13 protein-coding genes and 2 pseudogenes are annotated in these 19,202 nt (G+C 59.1%); 3 read left to right on the top strand and 12 right to left on the bottom strand.

What is annotated here, in order from left to right:
- Positions 1-512: 512 nt before the first annotated feature.
- From CRO62_RS02740 to CRO62_RS02690, 11 genes and pseudogenes are all read right to left on the bottom strand, one after another.
- Positions 513-2,427 (bottom strand): annotated as a pseudogene (locus CRO62_RS02740) (potassium transporter Kup).
- Positions 2,428-3,016: 589 nt separating this feature from the next.
- Positions 3,017-3,134: pseudogene (locus CRO62_RS27495) on the bottom strand (LysR family transcriptional regulator); the annotation flags it as partial.
- A 321-nt stretch (positions 3,135-3,455) separates the two neighbouring features.
- Positions 3,456-6,200, bottom strand: a complete 2,745-nt coding sequence (locus tag CRO62_RS02730) for a LuxR C-terminal-related transcriptional regulator (RefSeq protein ID WP_236765671.1) — start codon at positions 6,198-6,200, stop codon at positions 3,456-3,458.
- A gap of 90 nt (positions 6,201-6,290) precedes the next feature.
- Positions 6,291-7,379 (bottom strand): DUF917 domain-containing protein, encoded by a 1,089-nt coding sequence (locus CRO62_RS02725; RefSeq protein WP_097099093.1) that lies wholly within the window; start codon positions 7,377-7,379, stop codon positions 6,291-6,293.
- A gap of 1 nt (position 7,380) precedes the next feature.
- Entirely contained in the window at positions 7,381-8,469 is a 1,089-nt protein-coding gene (locus CRO62_RS02720) for a DUF917 domain-containing protein (RefSeq protein WP_097099279.1), read from the bottom strand.
- A gap of 10 nt (positions 8,470-8,479) precedes the next feature.
- Positions 8,480-10,021 (bottom strand): hydantoinase/oxoprolinase family protein, encoded by a 1,542-nt coding sequence (locus CRO62_RS02715; RefSeq protein ID WP_097099092.1) that lies wholly within the window; start codon positions 10,019-10,021, stop codon positions 8,480-8,482.
- Positions 10,022-10,115: 94 nt separating this feature from the next.
- Complete coding sequence (locus CRO62_RS02710) at positions 10,116-11,174, bottom strand: ABC transporter ATP-binding protein (RefSeq protein WP_097099091.1); 1,059 nt, start codon at positions 11,172-11,174, stop codon at positions 10,116-10,118.
- Positions 11,175-11,262: 88 nt separating this feature from the next.
- Complete coding sequence (locus CRO62_RS02705) at positions 11,263-12,366, bottom strand: ABC transporter substrate-binding protein (RefSeq protein WP_236765670.1); 1,104 nt, start codon at positions 12,364-12,366, stop codon at positions 11,263-11,265.
- A gap of 64 nt (positions 12,367-12,430) precedes the next feature.
- Entirely contained in the window at positions 12,431-13,234 is an 804-nt protein-coding gene (locus CRO62_RS02700) for an ABC transporter permease (protein ID WP_097099089.1), read from the bottom strand.
- Complete coding sequence (locus CRO62_RS02695; RefSeq protein WP_097099088.1) at positions 13,234-14,172, bottom strand: ABC transporter permease; 939 nt, start codon at positions 14,170-14,172, stop codon at positions 13,234-13,236. The genes CRO62_RS02700 and CRO62_RS02695 overlap by 1 nt, the downstream gene beginning before the upstream one ends.
- 14 nt (positions 14,173-14,186) lie before the next feature.
- Positions 14,187-14,954, bottom strand: coding sequence for an aspartate/glutamate racemase family protein (locus CRO62_RS02690; protein WP_097099087.1), 768 nt, complete (start codon positions 14,952-14,954; stop codon positions 14,187-14,189).
- Positions 14,955-15,454: 500 nt separating this feature from the next.
- Between CRO62_RS02690 and CRO62_RS02685 the strand changes: the two genes are divergently transcribed.
- The gene (locus CRO62_RS02685; RefSeq protein WP_097099086.1) at positions 15,455-15,766 is read left to right on the top strand and encodes an ArsR/SmtB family transcription factor; all 312 of its coding nucleotides are present in this window, start codon (positions 15,455-15,457) and stop codon (positions 15,764-15,766) included.
- Between the two features lie 689 nt (positions 15,767-16,455).
- On the opposite strand, the gene CRO62_RS02680 is transcribed toward CRO62_RS02685, so the two are convergent.
- Positions 16,456-17,388, bottom strand: a complete 933-nt coding sequence (locus tag CRO62_RS02680) for a LysR family transcriptional regulator (protein WP_097099085.1) — start codon at positions 17,386-17,388, stop codon at positions 16,456-16,458.
- Positions 17,389-17,721: 333 nt separating this feature from the next.
- Here CRO62_RS02680 and CRO62_RS02675 point away from each other — a divergent pair, with 333 nt between their 5' ends.
- Both CRO62_RS02675 and CRO62_RS02670 read left to right on the top strand, forming a co-directional pair.
- Positions 17,722-18,525 carry an amino acid ABC transporter ATP-binding protein gene (locus tag CRO62_RS02675; RefSeq protein ID WP_025591064.1) on the top strand — a complete coding sequence of 268 codons (804 nt, stop codon included), beginning with the start codon at positions 17,722-17,724 and terminating at the stop codon, positions 18,523-18,525.
- 12 nt (positions 18,526-18,537) lie between these two features.
- Entirely contained in the window at positions 18,538-19,197 is a 660-nt protein-coding gene (locus CRO62_RS02670; RefSeq protein ID WP_097099084.1) for an ABC transporter permease, read from the top strand.
- Positions 19,198-19,202: the final 5 nt, after the last annotated feature.

The raw sequence follows: 19,202 nt of genomic DNA, 5'->3' as shown, positions 1-19,202 counted from the left end.
TAGTCTTTCCCTGTTTCAAGCTGCGGTGAGCTGCGGTCGAGGGGCGCCTAGTCGCCGTCTTTGTCCCGTGCGTTGCGGGCAAGATCGTGAAGTGCTTTCACGTCCTCAGGGCTGCATTCAACCGAAAATGTCACACTCAGGAACGCCGCACGTGCGATTTGCTTTCTCGTTGCATCAGAATGACGCTGTTTGACGGCGTCGATCAAATGCCTGGGTTTCATGCCGGGTCGGGCGAGTTCGCGGAATCGTAACCGCAATATTCTCAATTTCTCGCAATTTCCGTTCGCGCATCCCGGCTCCGCCGGCTAAATCGTCGGCTGGTTGTGACAAATCTCGATGAAATTCTGATGAAACGCACCGCAATCAGGGTAGGGCTCGGGCGCCAGGACGTACCGGCCAGTTCAACCCAGGGATTCCCACCAGCTACCGCATAACGCAGTGCTCCTGTCACCGCCAAAACGATGGCGGGTCCGTACAAACCGATCATATCACTACAGCGCGATCGTAGTGTCCTAGATGGCTACCTGCTCTCCCAGTTCAATAACGCGGTTGGGTGGAAGCTTGAAGTACGCGGAGGGGTCAATCCCGATACCCGCCAGGGCAATGTAAAGGTCTTCCTGCCACCAAGGCAAACCAGCGTTAGGCGTTGCGATCAGATTGCGGCGGCCGAGATAGAACGAGGTCTGCATGATCTCGAACTTGAAACCCTTCTTTTTGCACAGCGGTAGCGCCTTGACGACGTTCGGCTCGTCCATAAAGCCGAAATTCATCTCGAGGCGCATGAAATGCTTTGAGATCCGGGTGATTTCGACGCGCTCGGAGGCTGGGATGTACGGCTTATCGTGCGTCCAGATCGTGAGGATCACATTCTGCTCGTGAAGGACATGATTGTGCTTGAGATTGTGGAGGAGGACGCTTGGCACCTTATCGGGCACACTGGTGAGGAACACAGCTGTTCCCGGCACGATGACGGGAGCGCTGCGAGAAGCGCGACTGATCGAGCCTTCAAGCGAACTGATAAACGTGTCGAGGGGCATGTCATTTCTCGAGATCTTTTCGCGCAGGTATCGCGAACCCTTCGTCCATGTCCACATGACTAGGATGATGACGCCCGCCAGAGCGAGCGGTACCCAGCCACCATCGTGCACCTTGAGAAGGTTTGCTGCGAGAAATACAGCTTCGATTGACAGGAGCGGAGCGAGCAGGATCGCAGCGGTGAAGGCAGATTTGCCCCTCACGGAACGGAGGAACTGGAAGGCCATCAGTGTCGTCACGACCATAGCACCGGTGACCGAGATGCCGTAGGCGGTCGCAAGCGATTCCGAATCCCCAAATGAGAAGATCAGCACCAGAACGCCGATAAACAGAACCATGTTGACGGCGGGCACATATATCTGTCCGGTGTTCGTCTCGGATGTGAAGCGGATCATCAGCTTCGGCAGGAAGCCGAGATGCACGGCCTGACGAGCAAGCGAGAAGGCTCCTGTGATGACGGCCTGGCTGGCAATAACCGTTGCCATCGTCGCAAGGATAACCATCGGGAGCAGGGCCCATTCGGGATAGAGCAGGTAGAATGGGTTGTCGATTGCCGCGGGCGTACTGAGGACTAGTGCCCCCTGACCGAGATAGTTGAGGGCGAGAGCGGGAAACACGAGGATGAACCAGGCAACGCTGATCGGTCTTCGGCCGAAATGACCTAGATCGGCGTAGAGCGCTTCCGCGCCGGTCACCGTCAGGAAAACAGCTCCGAGGACAATCAGCCCGGCCCAGCCTGCGTGTGTGATGAACCACAGCGCGTTGACCGGATTGAGCGATTCAAGGATTGTCCAGTCGTCACCGATATGGATTAACCCAGCCCAAGCCATTGCCAGGAACCAGACGACGGTGACGGGGCCGAAGAAATTTGCGACGGCCCCCGTACCCTTCGACTGAACGGCAAACAGCCCGACCATGATAAGCGCCGATAACGGCAGTACGTAGTCGGAGAAGGCAGGCGTGACCAGCTTCATCCCTTCAAGCGCCGACATCACCGAAAGGGCAGGTGTTATCATCGCGTCACCGATGAAAAGAGCAGAACCGATCAGGCCCGCAAAGAAGAGGACAGGCATGTAGCTTCCGGTCTTTTTCATCAAGAGAGCAAGAAGCGAAAGCGTGCCACCTTCACCGTCATTGTCTGCGCGCAAGAGGAACAGCACATACTTGAACGTGACGATGATCGTCAGTGTCCAGATCATGAGAGAGATCAGGGCCGACGACATGCTCGTGCTGAACGCCGTTAGCCGTGAACGGGCGCAGCGATTCCCTGAAGGCGTAAAGAGGACTGGTGCCGATATCCCCGTAGACGACACCAATTGACCCAATCAGGAGCACGAGAAACTTGTTCGTCTCGGCCTTGGGGCCAGAAACAGTGGGGTTCGCCGATGTCATCATGTCTCCGGAGGCTTAATCGCTACACCGTCTTTATGGTGCATCGCGAAACATCGCGCAATGCCGCGGCCTGGACACGAGTTGAATCTTCATAAAGCCCCTATCGCGTGCTTTTTGGTATCCCGATCCCGGTAGGCTAACACAGCGCGCGTAAGAGCTTGCAAAAGCCCCATGACCTGCAGATGTGGCTGCGTCGCAAAGCGACAACCACTGACGATAAGAGGTAGCCTGTTTTATCTGAACAATTCCGGACGCTTTGCCAAGTGCACTTTTTGGGCCGCCGGTTCGAACATTTGTGAAGAGCATCACGCCACACTATTCGGCAAACCGTTGACGCTTCCGGACAGGTTCGGCCTCGGCGAGACCATGGCGCGCACCATTGATGTCGAGGTTGGTCGTAGAGACGGGTGTATCCGGTTGCTGAGAAACGCAGGAATAAGACCTGAGAACTAAAGAGTCCGGGCACAGGCTGGGCGATGCTGTATAAAGCTAGAACGTTTTGTTGCTCACCTATCTCGGCACGCCCAAAAGCAGCGGATAGGGTTTAAGGTCAACTTCGCGATAGCGGCAGTCCCGCAAGTAGCGGCGTTTACGCGGCGAGCCTGTGGGGCATAAACTCGGTGAAGAGCCACACGCGTTGTCTTGCGCGTCTCGCCCTGTGTGAGAAGCCAGAGCGCTCCGTAAAGGTGCAGCTCGGTATCCGGCACCGGTGTAAATCGGCGCCGCACGTGCCACCTTTCAAACGTCGTGTGGACCGCGTTGTATATCAATACGAGCGAAAATGCAGCTACATCGATAAGTCAGCCAAACGGCGAACGGCGCATACCTCACGGTTGCTGTCGCCAGTTATCCAACTGGATTCTTTTGCATCATTGATGTGCGTGTTTGCGCACTGGTCGCGGCTATGGGCAGAGGTTTCAGGTCATTGGTATAACCTCAGTCCTTTCAGCTCTCCAAAGGCCGCGTCATCTCGGGTCGGCAGTTCGATTCATATCAAGGCGTGGGACGACGCTGGCGAATCAAAGACGTTATTCAGGTTCAGTCAGCTTAAGGTGCTTGCTGACGGAAACGGCCATGCCACGTCGGCTGACGCCGAGCTTGGCATAAATATTTTTCAGGTGGAACTTGACCGTGGCCTCCGAAAGCCCTAGCTCGCGGGCGATTTCCTTATTGCTGCGGCCTTCGGAAAGAAGCTTGAGGACTGTGAGTTCGCGACTGCTCAGCAACCCGGACGCTGGCACTACGCCGTCATGCTTCTGTTGTGCGGAAACTATCATGTGAGGCTTGCGACCGAAGCCATGTCCAACAATGCGGCTCATGAATTCCACGGCGTTGGGGCTAAAGACCTTCAGCCCGAAACGGCGCACGATGGCGCGCAAGGTGGCAGCCAAATCATGCCTCTCATCGGTAAAGAGCTGCGTCGCTTCGTGTGTGCGGGCAAGCGCGATGGCCGATTGCAGATAGGCGAAAGCCTGCTGTTGGCGCCCCGCCTTCCAGGATGCCTGGACGGCCATGACCTCGGCCAGCATGCGGTGATAGGCCCGGCCTGACGCCCGAGCGGACAGGATCAGAGCCTCCAGAACTTGCAGCGCCCGCAACGCCTGCCCCTGGGCGAGTGCCAGCCGGGCTGTCGCAATATCGAAATCATAGGCCTCCCGCCATGTCCAGTTGCCGGGGCCGCCCGCCTGCTTCAGGGTTTCTACCCGTTCCACCGCTTGCGTTGCAGATTCAATCATGCCAGCCCTGACGAGCAGATCGACACGCATGATCGCAGCCGCGGTCTTCAGGCGGGGCAGGTTACGCTCCACTGCCACTTCCTCCGCCTTGTCGATTGCGGCAGCCGCGGCATCGAAGCCGCTCACCTGCAGGCGACTGCGGGCCAGAAGCCAGAACAGCCGCATGAACAGGTCCACCCAGCCTTCCCCCCGGATCAGCGGCTCCACGCATTCGGTCAGGGTCTGCTCGACTTGAAGCACCTCACCCTGCTGATAAAGCACGTCGGCTGTCGCAAGGCGAACGATGGCCAGCAGATTCCTGTCTGTCCAGTGCACCCGTTCCACCAGTTCCTCCGCCTCCCGGCAAAATTGCAGGGCAGCGGAAAATTCACCGGTCAGCGTGCTGACGAGGCCGAGATGGATGAGCATGAAGACCTGGGCATAGGGCGTTTTCTCCTCGCGATAATATCCGAGCGCTTTCAGCGCCGCGCGCCGCGCCTCCTCAAGCTCGCCGGTCCGGGTGTAAATGATACAGAGGTGGTTAAAGAGCCAGGCCAGTTCCCACGTGGCATGCGGCGGCAGGGCGGCGGCGGCCCGTTCCAGCCGTTGCGCCTCGGTAGCGCTCATGCGGCGGTCTTCATAAACATCGATCAGGCTGTCGATATGGTCGAGGACGCTTCGGTCGACGGCGGCAATTGCGGCAGAGGACCATTCGCCGTTTTCTTTCAGAATATCGAGCCGTTCGCGCCCGGCTGCCGCATTGCCGCGCTTGGAGAGCACCACGGCATAACAGACCATGAGGCCGGGCGATGCATGCAGGATTTCCGGCGGAAAATTATCGATGAGGTGCTCCAGCACCTGATGCCCGGCCCGCAGGAAAATATCGACGCCGCCAGCTTTTCCGATGATTTCTTCCGCCATATGGAAATCGCCGCTCTGGGCGGCGTGGGAAACGGCGCGTTCCAGATGAGCGCGGGTTGCAAACCAGAGGGCGGCCTGGCGATGCAGCGCCTTCTTTTCCGTTTCCGAAACGAAGGCGGTGTCCCGTTCGAGGCAGGTGCGAAGCACGGGGTGCAGGGAGAGCCAGCCATTCGGCCCGTTTTCTATAATGGGATGCAACGCCTCCAGCATGACCAGATCGTCTTCCGTCAAGCCGGGCAAACCGAGGTCGGAGGCGAGATCAAGACGAAATTCCGAGAAAGGCGACAATCGGCGCAGGGTGGACAGGAGCGCCGGAGAAAGCCGGTTGATGACGGTTTCGCGCGTGTAGTCCATCAGATCGGCATGGGTCCCGGCGAGCAACAGGCGGCGTTCTTCTTCCGTCGGGCCTCCGGTCACGATGCCGGTGGCGAGTTGCGCCAGCGCGGGCCAGCCACGGGTAATTTCCATCAGGGGATCGACAAGCGCCGACATAGCGCCACGGGACAGAAGCCGCCGCAGGTCGGATCGCCCGAATTCGAGTTCCCTCGCCGTCAACTCCGTCAATACTCCGCGAGCCTTCAGCCGGGAAAGCTGCAATTGCGCAGGAGAACAGGACGAGCAGGCGATGCGAAGCGTATCGGGCGCGGAAAGGATGAGTTGTTCCAGAAACCGGTATCGGCTGCCGGTATCGATTTCGTCGACATTGTCGATGAAAAGAATGGTCAGACCCTCACGCCGCGCCACAGCTTCCATGGCGTCCGTCATGGCATTCTGTGTGTCCGCCATAACGGCGAGACCTAGCGACTGACGCAGTTCACAAATGAAACGTTCGGGCGATGCAAGCCCGGATGCGTTGAGCCAGGAACAATGGGAAACCGCCGTGTCGCGCATGCCCGGCAAAGTGAGGGTACCGTCCACAAGACGCTCATAGGCCGCTTTCATCAAGGCGGTCTTGCCGAAGCCGGGCGGGGCGCGAAGCACGACGATCTGCCTTGAAAGCCCTGCGGCCAGCTTGGAAAGCAGATAGGGTCTTTCGATGCCTGAAAAAAGCATGCGGGGCGGGCTGAAGCGTAGCCCGGCACCGGTAAAGGTTCTGACGGCATGCAATGGCTTTTCACGCAAGACACGGCTCGGCATCGGTCCTCTTTCGTTACTGAACGACCCGCCCCTGCCGGAATGGCGTCCGGGAAGGGAGGGATATTATCAGTGCCCGATGCCGGGCATTCGTCAAGAGCCGAGCGGGCGATAGGCCTGCGTGAGGCCGAAGGCGCTGGGACCGAAGACAGCCAGCGCTTCGGGCGTGCGCATGATGGGCGGCACACGCACGGCAAGCACGTTCACACGCTGACCATAACGCAGCCTTTCTGTGGTGATGGCTTCGGCCGTATCGATGTCGAGCACCGTGATGAGATCGGGAACGATCGCCAGCACGCGTCCGCCTTCTTCCTCCGCCACGAGGTTTTCGTTCTGGATGCGGATTTTGACTTTCGATTTCGAGGCGTCGAAGGGTTCGATGGTGGCGATCCCCACCGACCAGCCGTTTTCTTCCTTGCGGGCGACATCACAAACCTTGCCGGAGGTAATGATTTCGGCATGGCCATAATGCGTGCCCGCAAAAAAATCGAGAAGCGCCGCGACCGGATCGAGATGCCGTGCGGCCGCCTCGCGCAGGGTCCGGCCAATGCCGATGGCGAGCGACATGGTGGCGGGCACCGAAACGCGTTTTGCCGTTTCGCCATCCATGCCGTAGTTGACGATATAGGCCTGCCCGCCCATGCGGATAGTCACGCCGCGGGCCAGCCACTCGGCCTTGGCGGCGTCTTCGGTCTCGATTAGCACTCGGTTGCCGCGTTCGTCGGCCACCGCAACCGGGCTTGCCGGCACGCCATAGACGTTAAAGGTTTCCATCTCAAGCTGCGGGAAGGCGCGCCCCATACCGTCCGCATCGATGACGGGCACGCGCTTTTTGGCCGCCAGCACGATCGGTATCATCGAATTGATACCGCCCGCCTCAAAGGGAATGATGGCGCCGACATCGATACCGGTGTGGTCTTCATAGGTTTCAAGGGCAAGGTCGCCCTCTTCGCCGGAGGGGATTTTTTCGATGAGGATGGTGGGCGCTCCCATTGCGCCGCAGGCGACAACGGCTGCGCCATCGGGTACCGCGTCGAGCGCGATCAGGTCCACCGGTCCGTATTTTTCGATGGCGGCCTTGGCCAGAAGTTTGCCGATATAGGGATCGCCGCCGCCGCCGGTGCCGAGAACGGCCGCGCCGACGGCCAGATCGTCTATGTCCTGCTCCGTGATGATTGCCATGTCAGTCGATCTCCTCGATGGAGGTAAAGGGTTCCTTCAGGCCAAAGCAGGCCGGACCGAACACGTTGAGCGCTTCCGGGGTGCGCATGATCTCGGGCACGGAGACGGCGACCACAGTGACGCGCTGGCCGTAACGCAGGTTTTCGCTGGTGATTGGCTCGGCGGTTTCCGTGTTCATGATCGAGATCAGATCCGGCACGATGGCTCTTACCCTGCCATCCTGCCTGGCGATCAGGTTCTCGTTCTGGATTTCGATTTCCATCTGCGAGGTGAATGGCGCGACGGCTTCGATCCGGGCGCGGCCGATGGTGAAACCGGCTTTGGTTTCGCGCATCACATCGACGATCTTTCCCTTGAAGATGACGCGGCCGTAACGGTAAAGCGTGGACGGCAGGAAACCGAGAAGCGCCTCGATGGGATTGATGTGGTCCTCCTGCGCCTTACGCAACACCTTGCCGATGTGGATCGCCAGTGTCAGCGTATTGGGAATTGCCGTGCGCTTCACTTCCGCGCCGCTCATGGCATATTCCGCAATATAGGCGCAGCCGCCCATGCGAATGGCGACGGCGCGGGAGAGCCATTCCATCTGCCTGTTGTCGACGGCTTCGATCAGCGCGCAATCACCCCACTCGTTGCTCACCGCCATGGGGGAGCCGGATATGCCGTAAACGCCGAATGTCTCCATTTCGAGAAAGGGAAAGGCGCGGCCCATCCCGTCCGCATCGACGATGGGCAGGCCGAGCCGGGCGCCGACGACCAGCGGAATGGTGGAATTGATGCCGCCTATCTCGATTGGCATGGTGTAGCTGGCTTTTCTGCCGAGCCGTTTCTCAAGGCGACGGAGCGAGAAGATGGCCTCCTCGCCGGAGGGGATTTTCTCCACCAGCACGGTCGGCGCACCCATCATGGCTGTCGGAATGACGAGGCTGTCGTCCGGCAACTCACTGGGGTCGATCAACTCGACCTCGCAGCCTTCGTCCAGGCATTGCTGTACCATCATGCGCCCGACATAGGGATCACCGCCGCCGCCGGTTCCGAGAAAAGCCGCGCCGACGGCAAGATCGGCAAGATGTTCGCGTGTGAGTTTCATCGCCATGTCCTCAACCGATCACCAGGTCGCCGACCGCCTTGACGCGGATGCGGGTGGCGCTGCCGGGCAGATAGGCAAGCGGCACTTCTTCGATGTCCATGATCTTGACGGAGGCTGCTGCTGCCCCTGCCTTCACCGCGCGTTCCGAAGCCTCGGCCTTTGCGCTTGCCAGAACGGCGTCACGCGAGGTGCCTTCCAGCGAGAAGATGCGGTCCACCTCGCCTCCCACCTGCGCGATGGCCGCGCCGATGGCATTGGCGACAGAGGCGTTTTGTGGCCTCAGAACCTTCGAAGCCGAAGGCAGATCGCGCGAGACCAGAATGGAGCCGCCGCCCACCAGAATGACGGGGAGCGGATCGGCGCTGGTCTTCATTCGATCCACGGCCTCGTCGACCATGCGGTGCATGGTGTCGAGCGCGGTTTCGATGGTTTTTGCGGGAATATGCGCAACGCGGGAGCGGTCGCCAATATCCTCCAGCCCGGCCGCCACGACAATATCGGTGGTCGTCAGGATATCGCCGCCGAAAACCAGAGCCTTGCTGGTGATCTCGTAACCGACGGAATCGGGACCGATGCGCGCACCCTCATCACGCACCAGAGAGCCGCCGCCAAGCCCGATGGCGAGCACGTCCGGCATGCGGAAATTGGTGCGCACGCCGCCAATATCGACGGCAACCGCCGATTCTCTCGGAAAACCGTGCACGAGCATGCCGACATCCGATGTCGTGCCGCCAATATCCACCACCATGGCCTCCTTGACGCCCGCCAGCATCGCCGCACCGCGCATGGAATTGGTGGGGCCGGAGGCGAAGGTGAGGACGGGATATCGCTCCACATAGTCTGCAGACATCAGCGTCCCATCATTCTGGCTGATAAAAAAGGGCGCCTTGATGTCGAGTTCCTTCAACGCGCTGCGGAAGGAGGACACAACCTTGCGGGAGAGTTCGGCTAGCGAAGCATTCATGATCGAGGCGTTTTCACGCTCGAGGAAGCCCACCCTGCCGATTTCGTGACTGAGCGAAATCGCGATGTCGGGAACAGCATCACGGAGGATTTCGGCGGCACGCAGTTCCATTTCCGGCGTCACCGGCGAAAAAACCGAAGTAATGGCCGCCGTCTTCAGGCCGCGTTCGCGCACGGTGGCGGCAACTTCCATAAGACCCTTCTCGTCAAGCGGGGCGATGGTGCGCCCGTCGAATTCATGTCCGCCGCGCAGCATGAAGGTGTGGCGGCCGAGCGTGTCGGCCAAGTCCTTCGGCCAGTCGGTCAGCGGCGGCAGGCCCTTGGTGGCCGGCAGGCCGAGGCGGATGGCGGCGACTTGCAGCAGGCGCTTGCGCTCCACCACGGCATTGGTGAAATGGGTCGTGCCGATCATCACCGCCTGAATTTGCGAGACGGATACGCCCGTCATGGCCAGAAGCTTGTTCAGCACCGCCACGATACCCGAGCCGACATCGGCCGTTGTCGGGCTTTTGCAGGCGCCGATGACGGCCGAACCGTCCATAAGGGCGGCGTCGGTATTCGTTCCACCCACATCAATGCCAATACGCATGTCTTTCTCCTATCGATTGACAAGGGAAGGGCGTCTGCGCGGTTGGTCACCGCACATTGCATCCTTCCCGATTTTCTGGTTCCGGTGCCGGGCCTCAGGCCACCAGCACTTCGGATCGTTCCGGGTCCCACGTCACGCCGATCGCCTGTCCGGGGGACAGCCGTTCAAGGTGGGACTGGTTCTGCCGCTCGGCGACGATATCCTGCCCGCCAACCGAAAGATGGTAGCGGACAAGCGCACCCTGATAGGTTTCCGAAACGACGGTTGCAGCAAGGCCGGTCCCGGCCTCGCCAATGATGATGTTTTCCGGCCTGACCACCAGCTTGACGGCCTTGCCTTCGGCAAAATTGTCGGATGGAAGCCGGGTCAGTGCCGTGCTGTCGCCGAAGCGGACCGCGAGCCTTTCGCCTTCGCGGCCTCTCACCGTGGCATCGATGACGTTGGACTGGCCGATGAAGGTGGTGACGAAAAGCGTCTTCGGCCTTTCGTAGATTTCCTGCGGCGTGCCCACCTGCTCGACTTTGGCCTTCTGCATCACACCGATGCGGTTGGACATGGTGAGCGCCTCATCCTGATCGTGGGTCACGTAAACGGTGGTGATGCCGAGCTTCTTCTGCAAATCCTTGATCCAGTATTTCATCTCCTCCCTCAGCGATTTGTCGAGCGCCGAAAGCGGCTCATCCAGAAGCAGGATGCGTGGTTCGGTGACCAGCACGCGGGCAAGCGCCACACGCTGCTGCTCGCCGCCGGAGAGCTGGCGCTGATAGCGGTTTTCATATCCCATCAGCCCGACCTGGCGTAATGCGAAGGCGACGGAGCTGTCGATTTCCTCCCTGGATTTCTTTCGCAGCTTAAGGCCGAAGGCGATATTTTCCGCCACGCTCATATGCGGAAAAATCGCATAATTCTGGAAGACGATGCCGATGTCGCGCTTTTCGGGCGGCAGATAGGTGACGTCATCCGATCCGATCAGGATCTGCCCCGACGTCGGGCGGATGAAGCCGGCGATCATGCGCAATGTCGTGGACTTGCCGCAGCCGGAAGGTCCCAGCAGCGAGAAGAACTCGCCCTGTTCTATATGCAGATCGATGCCCGCGACCGCGACATTGTCGCCATATGATTTGACCAGGCTTTTCAGTTGAATATCCGACATCGGCTTCCGTTGTCCTTTCCTCTGGAGGCATGGCCGGCGGGGCCGGCCACGACGTTCTGCGGGCGCCGCGCTTTCTCCGGCGCGAAGGTCAGCCGGCGAAGATTTCGTTCACGGTCTCGACGATATCGTCTTCGTTTTCGAGATAGGCCTTCCAGTCCGGCAGCCAGAAATCCTTGATGGCGTCGGCGCTGTTGACGATGCCGGCCTTGACGAGATTATCCGGCAGGACGGCGTTGGAGACGGTGGGGCGCAGGTAGAATTCCTTGCCCATATTGGTCATGAAGGACGGCTCCAGCGCCCGGTTGAGAAGCGCATAGGCAAGTTTCTTCTGGGTAGGCTCGGAATAGCGGCTGACCGTGTAGGTCTGGGTCAATATCGGCTGGAGTTCCTTCCAGTACATGACGGCGAAGGGAGCGCCCTTGTCGCGGGCCTGCATGGGTTCGGCGTCGCTCTGCACGGCGATGACCACTTCGCCGCGATCCATCAGCGTCTGCATGTTGCCTGTGAAATCCGAAATCTTGGCAGGCATCAGTTCCTTCATCGCCTTGTAACCGGCGTCGAGATCATACTGATCCTTGCCGAAGAGCGAGCAGGCGACGAGGAAGAAGTCCATCTGCAGCGTATTGGACGTAATGTAGGTACCGCGCTTACCGGCGAACTCAGGCTTCCACATGTCCTTGAAGCTTGTCGGCGGCGGTGTGACGAGGTCGGTGCGATAGGCATGCACATACTGGTTGAAGGCCCAGGTGACGCCTACACCGTTCGAGGTGGCAAAGGGCCAGAGATTTTTGCCGTTCGGCACATTGGGAAGAATTTCGTCGATCGTGTGGAAGAAGTCGCCAGCCGCCGCCGTCTTGAACATTTCCGGCAGGTTCCAGTTGGTAATGTCGAGCGGCGGTTTCTTTGGTCCGTTGGCGACGAATTTGGGAAACCAGGGCCAGGTTGAATCATATTCGATCTTGCAGTTGAAATCTTTCGCGAAATCGGTCAGCAGATATTTATTGACCAGCTCGCCCCATGGACCGCCCCATTCGCCTATCCGCAACACCGCCCCGCCGGCATCGAAGACAGACCCGTCATAGGTCACATCCTGCGAGAAGGCGTGGTTGATGTTGAAAAGCGGCAAGGTTGCTGCTGCGGCACCGATCTTGAGAAGCTTGCGGCGATTGGGATCGAATGTCATTCCAGTCATGTCCATGTTCCCCTTGTTTTTTGAACCTATGGATGCGGGCATTCATTAAATGTGCAGCGGTGCTCTAGCCGCCGAAAACGCGCTTCAGATTGATGAGCCTGGAGGTTGCCACCATCGACACGACGACGAGGAGGATGGCGAATATGCCTGCCGCCGCTGCGGTGGGCTCGAAGGCGTAGCGCAGTGCCACATACATGGCCATCGGCAAGGTTTGCAGGTTTGGCGTCGAGAGAAAGAGCGTCACCTCGAACTGCCCGAAGGAAATGATGAAAGCGAAGATGGTGCCCGCCGAGATGGCCGGTGAAATGATCTTCAGCGTCACGAGCCGAAAGGCGGTGAACGGAGAAGCCCCGAGCGAACGGGCCGCCTCTTCCAGGCTGCGGTCGAAGCCGACCAGGGCGGCAGTGACCGTGGCGATGACGAAGGGGCAGGTGACGATGACATGGCCGATGATAAGCCCGGTCATGCTCCGTGCGAGCCCGATGCCCGTGGTGACATAGAATACATAGAGCGCCAGGCCAAGCACGACCCCGGGCAGGACAATTGGCATCATGAAGAAGGCGCGAAGCGGTGCGACAAGACGACTGGAAGAACGTGTCAGGAAAAGGGCCGCCATGGTGCCGAGCACCGTCGCAATCGCTGTCGAGATGCCGGCAACGAGGAAGGAAACGCCGTAGGCCGAGAGAAAGGTCGGCGAGGTCAGGAAGGCGTAGATCCAGCGCAGGGAAAAACCCTGTGGCGGAAAGGTCAGATAATCGCCGGCATTCAGGCCGGAAAGGATGACGATGATGACGGGGACCAGCAAAACAGTCAGTGTCAGGACCGACAGAAGCCTGAAAAGAAGCGGAATGGATGATTCCTCACGCATCAGCTGCGCCCTCCCGTGGTGCGCATGGCGGCGTGGTGATAGACGGCGATCGCCATCAGGCTGGTGACGAAGAGGACGGTGGCGATGGCCGCACCGAACTGCCAGCGTCCGGTTTCCGCCACCTGCTGGTAGATGTGGATCGGCATGACCATGACTTTCCATCCGCCCATCAGCGCCGGCACGACATAGGATGAAATGGCGAGTGCGAAGACCAGCAGCGTACCAGCCAGAATTCCCGGCATGGAAAGCGGCAGCACAATGGAGAAGAAAGCCTTCGCACGGGAAGCGCCAAGCGATCTGGCCGCTTCTTCGAGCGCTGGATGGATGGACTTGATGATGCCGATCAGTGACAGGATCATGAAAGGCAGCGTGATCTGCACCAGCCCGACCACGACACCGAAGATGTTGTACATCAGCGGCAGCGGCTGCGAAACGATGCCCATGCGGATGAGTGCGCCGTTGATGAGACCGTTATCGCCCAGAAGAACCATCAGCCCATAGAGCCGGATAACCATGTCGAGCTGCATGGACGATAATACGAGGATCATCAGCAGGGTGTTTCGGCCGGGATTGACCGTTTTGGCGATGACATAGGCAAGCGGATATCCGAGCATCAGGCAGACCAGCGCCACCATGGCGGCAATGCCGACGGAACGCAAAATGGCCTCGTAATAAATGGCGCGGGTGAAGACGCGCGCGAAATTGTCGAAAGTGATCGCGCTTGAGAGGGTTATGACGCCCGCCACCGATTTGTTGAAGGCAAGGGCAAAAAGCGAAGCGGTGGGCACGACGAAAAAGGCGATGAAGAAAATCAGGGCCGGCAGCAGAAGCAGCCAGAAACCAAGCCCCTCGCCGAAGTGCCTTCGCATCGACGAAGCCTGAGAACGGGGCAGGCCATCCACCTTTTTATCTAATGTCGTCATTGCGGATGCCGCCATGTTGCCCGATCTCCTCATTCAACTGCTTGCGGCAACATGGCCCTGTGCAATGTGTCGTAACCGATCAGTTCCTTTTCCGGCGGGGCCGGATAGGTCATCCTGCTTTGCGAAAGACCGGCGCGGACGAGACTGGCGGCAACGGAAACGGCCGTAGGAATGGGATCGATGACGGGAACGTCGATACCTTCGACAAGCAGCCCCTCGCGCAGGCCGGCGGCGCATCCCATCAGACCGGTGCAGCCGAAGATCAGGGCTTCCGCCCCGTCTTCCTCCACCGCCTTCTTGCCTTCCTCGACAAGGCGGCGGGCGGTGGCGACAAGGTCCGCCTCGAGATCGAGCACGGGAATGTCGACGCTGCGCACCGAGGCCAGCTTGGTGGAAAGGCCGCAAAGGGTGGCGGTGTTTTCAAAAGACGGGATCAGGCGGCGCATGACAGTGATGACGGAAAACTTGTGCGCCAGCATGGAAGCAACATGCATGCCGGTTTGACATGGCCCGAGAACGACCATGCCGGAAATCTCCCGGGCCGGACGCAGGCCGGGATCACCCATGCAATCGATGATGACGGCATCGACGCCTTCACGTTCGGCGCGGGCTATTTCAAGCAGGGTGCCGGGAACGGACATCGCCGCCTCGAATTCGCTTTCGATCGACCCCGGCCCCGTGGCTATTTCGGCGTGGGACAGACGGATTCCGGGATATTCCAGCGCCTTGAGATCCGCCAGCTTGCGAAAGCCGCGCGTTACGATGGGGGATACGACACGAATATGGACGTCACGCATTCTCGATCTCTCCTTCAGCACTGCAACGACTTGCATATGCGGGGCAAACTCAAACCTTGAAAACTGCGTATCCGGTGCATCGAAAAGCCGGGCGCTGTGCTGCGTTATCTGCTGTTACGGTGCATCCGCTTGCCATCGGACGGAAGGGCCTCGGCGAATAGGGCATGCGCTCTTTCGGGTGGGTAGTACGGGCGCTCCCGCAGCAAATTTCCTATCCTTTCGGATAGGTATTACTGCGTGAAACTATTGCATTTAAATTTTTGCTTAAATATTAAGCACAAAAGTCACGAATTACAGCTTTTTTCAGCGTTTTTACGATATTTGACAGTGCATGAGAATGTGGCGATGGTCTCCTTACACGGAGAGTGACGTCTTACGGAGGCTCGAATGCCAGTCGCCACGGACGTGCCGGGCGGGGTAGGAGTGTTGTCGCGTCGTCATGCCCGTCGAGGATTTCTTCTTTTTGACCGAACCCATAGAAATGTGGAGGGCGAAGCAATATGCGGAGCGCGGCTGAGAACGCGGTGTATTTCCAGCGATGTGGTCAGTTGCTAAACATCCTGTCGAACGCAAAACGGCTGCAGGTCGTGCTAACGCTGGCCAACGGTGAGCAAAGCGTTACATATTTGGCTCACGAAGTTAATATATCGCAATCGGCGCTTTCTCAGCATCTCGCCAAAATGCGCGAGGCGGGCGTTGTGCGCACGCGACGCAAGGGACTTGTTGTCTACTATCGTTTAGTGGTGCCAGAGTTCATCGGGCTATTGAAGGAAGTAGTCCTATACCTTGAAGCAAATTCCAAAAAAGCGTGACCAAAAAGTGCCCCCACGACTTGCAGCTTCTGCGCCGCTAAATACCGCTCAATGCTTGCCACATAGGCGTCGCGATCGGTGTGATGGAGGAGGGCACCGCCATTCGCGGGACGCCGCTCATCAAGGCCTGGGCATCAAGGACGAACCCGGCATGGGTCCGCCAGGCTCAATCGCTAAACGCGACGATGCGGTGGGCGAAGGCATCCCACCGGGCGCGCTATGTCTCGATGAGAATTGTTCCATGACTCGAAGTCACCAACCCGATGAACTTCTTACGCTACAAGTACCAACAGGTTCATATTGATCTGTCACCGGCGCTCAGGTCGCCAAGGTCAAAATATCATGCCACGCACATGAACTGCCGACAGGATTTCTCGGCGATGCTTCCTGGACCCTTTCGGCCGCATCAAACGACGAAAACCGTGCACCTATGACTGTATGACTGCAGTTACAGTACCGGCTGGCAGCTCCAGAGGAGCGATTATCGTGTGTCGGCAAGCTCCGTGAATGCCAGCGCTAGACCACCGACCGCCATTGGCGGCGATCAATAATGGCAGCGTTGGACGATGTTGCGTAGAGGATGTTGCTACCTACGCCCGCAATAACAGAAAATTACCATTAACAATCAAGGCGATGAGCTCTTCGGAACTTGTAGGCTTCGGGTTCGATTCCGTTCAACTGCTTTTCGCCTATTCCGCCTTTTGAGTGGTGCTTCCTCCGGCCGTTGCGCATTCAACAATGATGTCGATGGTTTCCTGCAGCACCGGCCCGAGTCTTCGGCCTTTCTGCCAGAAGACAACGTAGTGATAGAGCGCGCTAGGCTCGAATGGACGAAACTCGACGGGGAAGGCCGCAAACTGGCGCGCGGCAAAAGTATTGCTGCTCGTGATGCCGAGGCCCGCGGCGACATAGTTTATCTCCTGGCCGATGATATCGACCTGAATTGCCAGATGCGGCTCCTCGCCCATGTAGCGCAGCGCATTTTCGTTCATCTGGTGTGAGTGCATCTGTGGCTCGACATCCGCCAAAGGTTCGCCGATCAGATCCTCCGGCCGAATTATCTCCTTCCCGGAGAACCGGTGGCCGGGATAGAAGACGTAAACATTCGTCGCTATCGCGACAGGGCGCCAGTCGAAGACCTTCTCGTCCAGCGGCAGGCGGGCGAGCCCGATGTCCGCCCGCCCTTCGAGCACATGCGCGGCAATCTCGTGATAGCTGCCTGACTTGAGCTGAATTCCATGAACCGGCTGACGCAAGCGTAGCGCGCGTATGGCCTCCGGAATCAATTTCATTGAGAACACATAAGGCGCGGCAATGCTGATCGTGTCGCTGTCAATACCCTTTATCGAGGTCACCGTCTTGGCGATCCTGTCCATCTGGGCAAAGGTTGCGTCCGTGTCGCGAAAGAGCGCCGTCGCTTGTGCGGTCGGGAGAAGCCGACCCTTGTCGCGTACGAACAATTGCACGGCGAGCAGCGCCTCGAGCTGTTTGAGCTGCTGGCTGACGGCGGGTTGCGTGATGCCGAGCACTGCCGCTGCCGCACGTTCCGACCTCGCCCTGATGACTTCGCGCAGGATTTGAAGATGCCGAAGCGTAATTCCGGTGCCTGCGATTTCGACCATGGCGGAGCTCCCGGAACGTGCAGATCCATTTATATGTAAAGCAGAGCTTATAACAATATGCAAATTTGGCGAAGTATGGCTGTCATCCGATAAGCATGGCTTATCACAAAATATTATTGCTTATAAATTGACGCCTGCCGAATTTCGGGGCAATTCTCATGTCCAGACGCCGCCGAGGACGCACTCGGCCCGGAGGAGCTACAAACGCTCCAATCATTCGAAACTTGAAGAAGCAAGAGGATGGTGCCGCTCCATGCGCGCAACAAGAGCTTTATCGTGCCCGAATTTTGTCGGATCCCCTGTAGGGAATGCATCGCATTCGAGGCGGTACCAATGACGTCCGGCGCCTCATTTCCTGAACCAGCGTCATCTCACGGCATACGCGCGGACCGCATCGAAAAACGGCTTGGCCCCACCGATGTCCTTCGGGGGGTGAGCCTGGATGTCCGGCCCGGCGAAGTTCTTTCGATCCTCGGAAGCAGCGGGTCGGGAAAGAGCACGCTTCTGCGGTGTCTCAACCTACTGACCGTCCCTGATCGCGGCGATATCTGGGTCCATGGTGAGAGACTGGCTATCCGGCCCGCTGCCCAGAAGGGCGCACCTGCCTCGATCGTCGACCAACGGCAGGTTCGCCGCATCCGCGCCTCGATGGGCATGGTGTTTCAGAGCTTCAATCTCTGGCCGCACAAGACCGCGCTCGAGAACGTCACGGAAGGGCCTGTGCACGTGAAGGGAATGCGGCGTGGCGCCGCAGCGGATCTGGGGCATCACTACCTCGCCAAGGTCGGGCTATCCGAGAAGGCCGATGCCTATCCGCGGCATCTCTCGGGCGGCCAGCAGCAGCGTGTGGCGATCGCACGCGCATTGGCCATGGAGCCACTGACGCTGCTATTCGACGAGCCGACCTCCGCGCTGGACCCTGAACTCGTCGGCGAGGTGCTCCGCGTCATCGAGGTCTTGGCGGGCGAGGGGCGAACGATGGTGATCGTGACCCACGAACTTGCCTTTGCACGGCAAGTGTCGACGCGAGTGGCCTTCATGCATCGTGGGCTGATCGAGGAAGAAGCGCCGCCACCACAATTCTTCCTGTCGCCGGCATCCGATCGTCTCCGCGGTTTCCTCGCCTCTCATCGATAGAAGGTCAACCCCATGGATGGTTTTGCAATCCAGTTCATTGACGGGCTCAAGACGACCGTACTGCTGGCGGCGGTCAGCGGCTTGCTCGGCACGGCGCTCGGACTGGCCGCTGCAGCAGGGCGATTGTCGCCGCTCAAACCGCTGAGCGCTGCCGTCGGCTGCTACACGACGATCGTCCGCGGTGTGCCGGAACTGCTGGTCATTCTGCTGATCTTCTTTGGCGGAACCATTGCGATGAGCGCTCTCTTCGGCCGGTATGTGGAGGTGAACGCCTTCCTGGCGGGGGTTGTCGCACTTACCATCGTTTCCGGCGCCTATATGGCCGAGATCTTTCGCGGCGCTGTTCTCAGCATTCCGGAAGGACAAGTCGAGGCCGCCCGGTCGCTGGGCATGCATCCCTGGCAGACCTGGATGCTGGTCATCCTGCCGCAGATGATGCGCATCGCTCTGCCGGCGCTGGCCAATCAGTGGATTTCTCTCATCAAAGAGACGTCGCTGATCTCGATCGTCGGGCTGACAGACATCATGCGGGTCGCCTCCATCGCGGCGGGTTCGATGCGGGCGCCGCTGACTTTCTATCTCGCCGCGGCCGCTCTCTATCTCGTGTTGACCAGCATCGCACTGGTCGCCTTCAACCTTCTAGAACGGCGGTTTGCCGTGCCCGGCCGCTGAGGAGC

The sequence above is a fragment of the Rhizobium sp. AN6A genome, from assembly GCF_900215635.1.
GTDB classification, from domain to species: domain Bacteria; phylum Pseudomonadota; class Alphaproteobacteria; order Rhizobiales; family Rhizobiaceae; genus Agrobacterium; species Agrobacterium tumefaciens.
The sequence above is the reverse complement of the archived record's forward strand: the minus strand, read 5'-3'. Positions and strand labels throughout refer to the sequence as shown.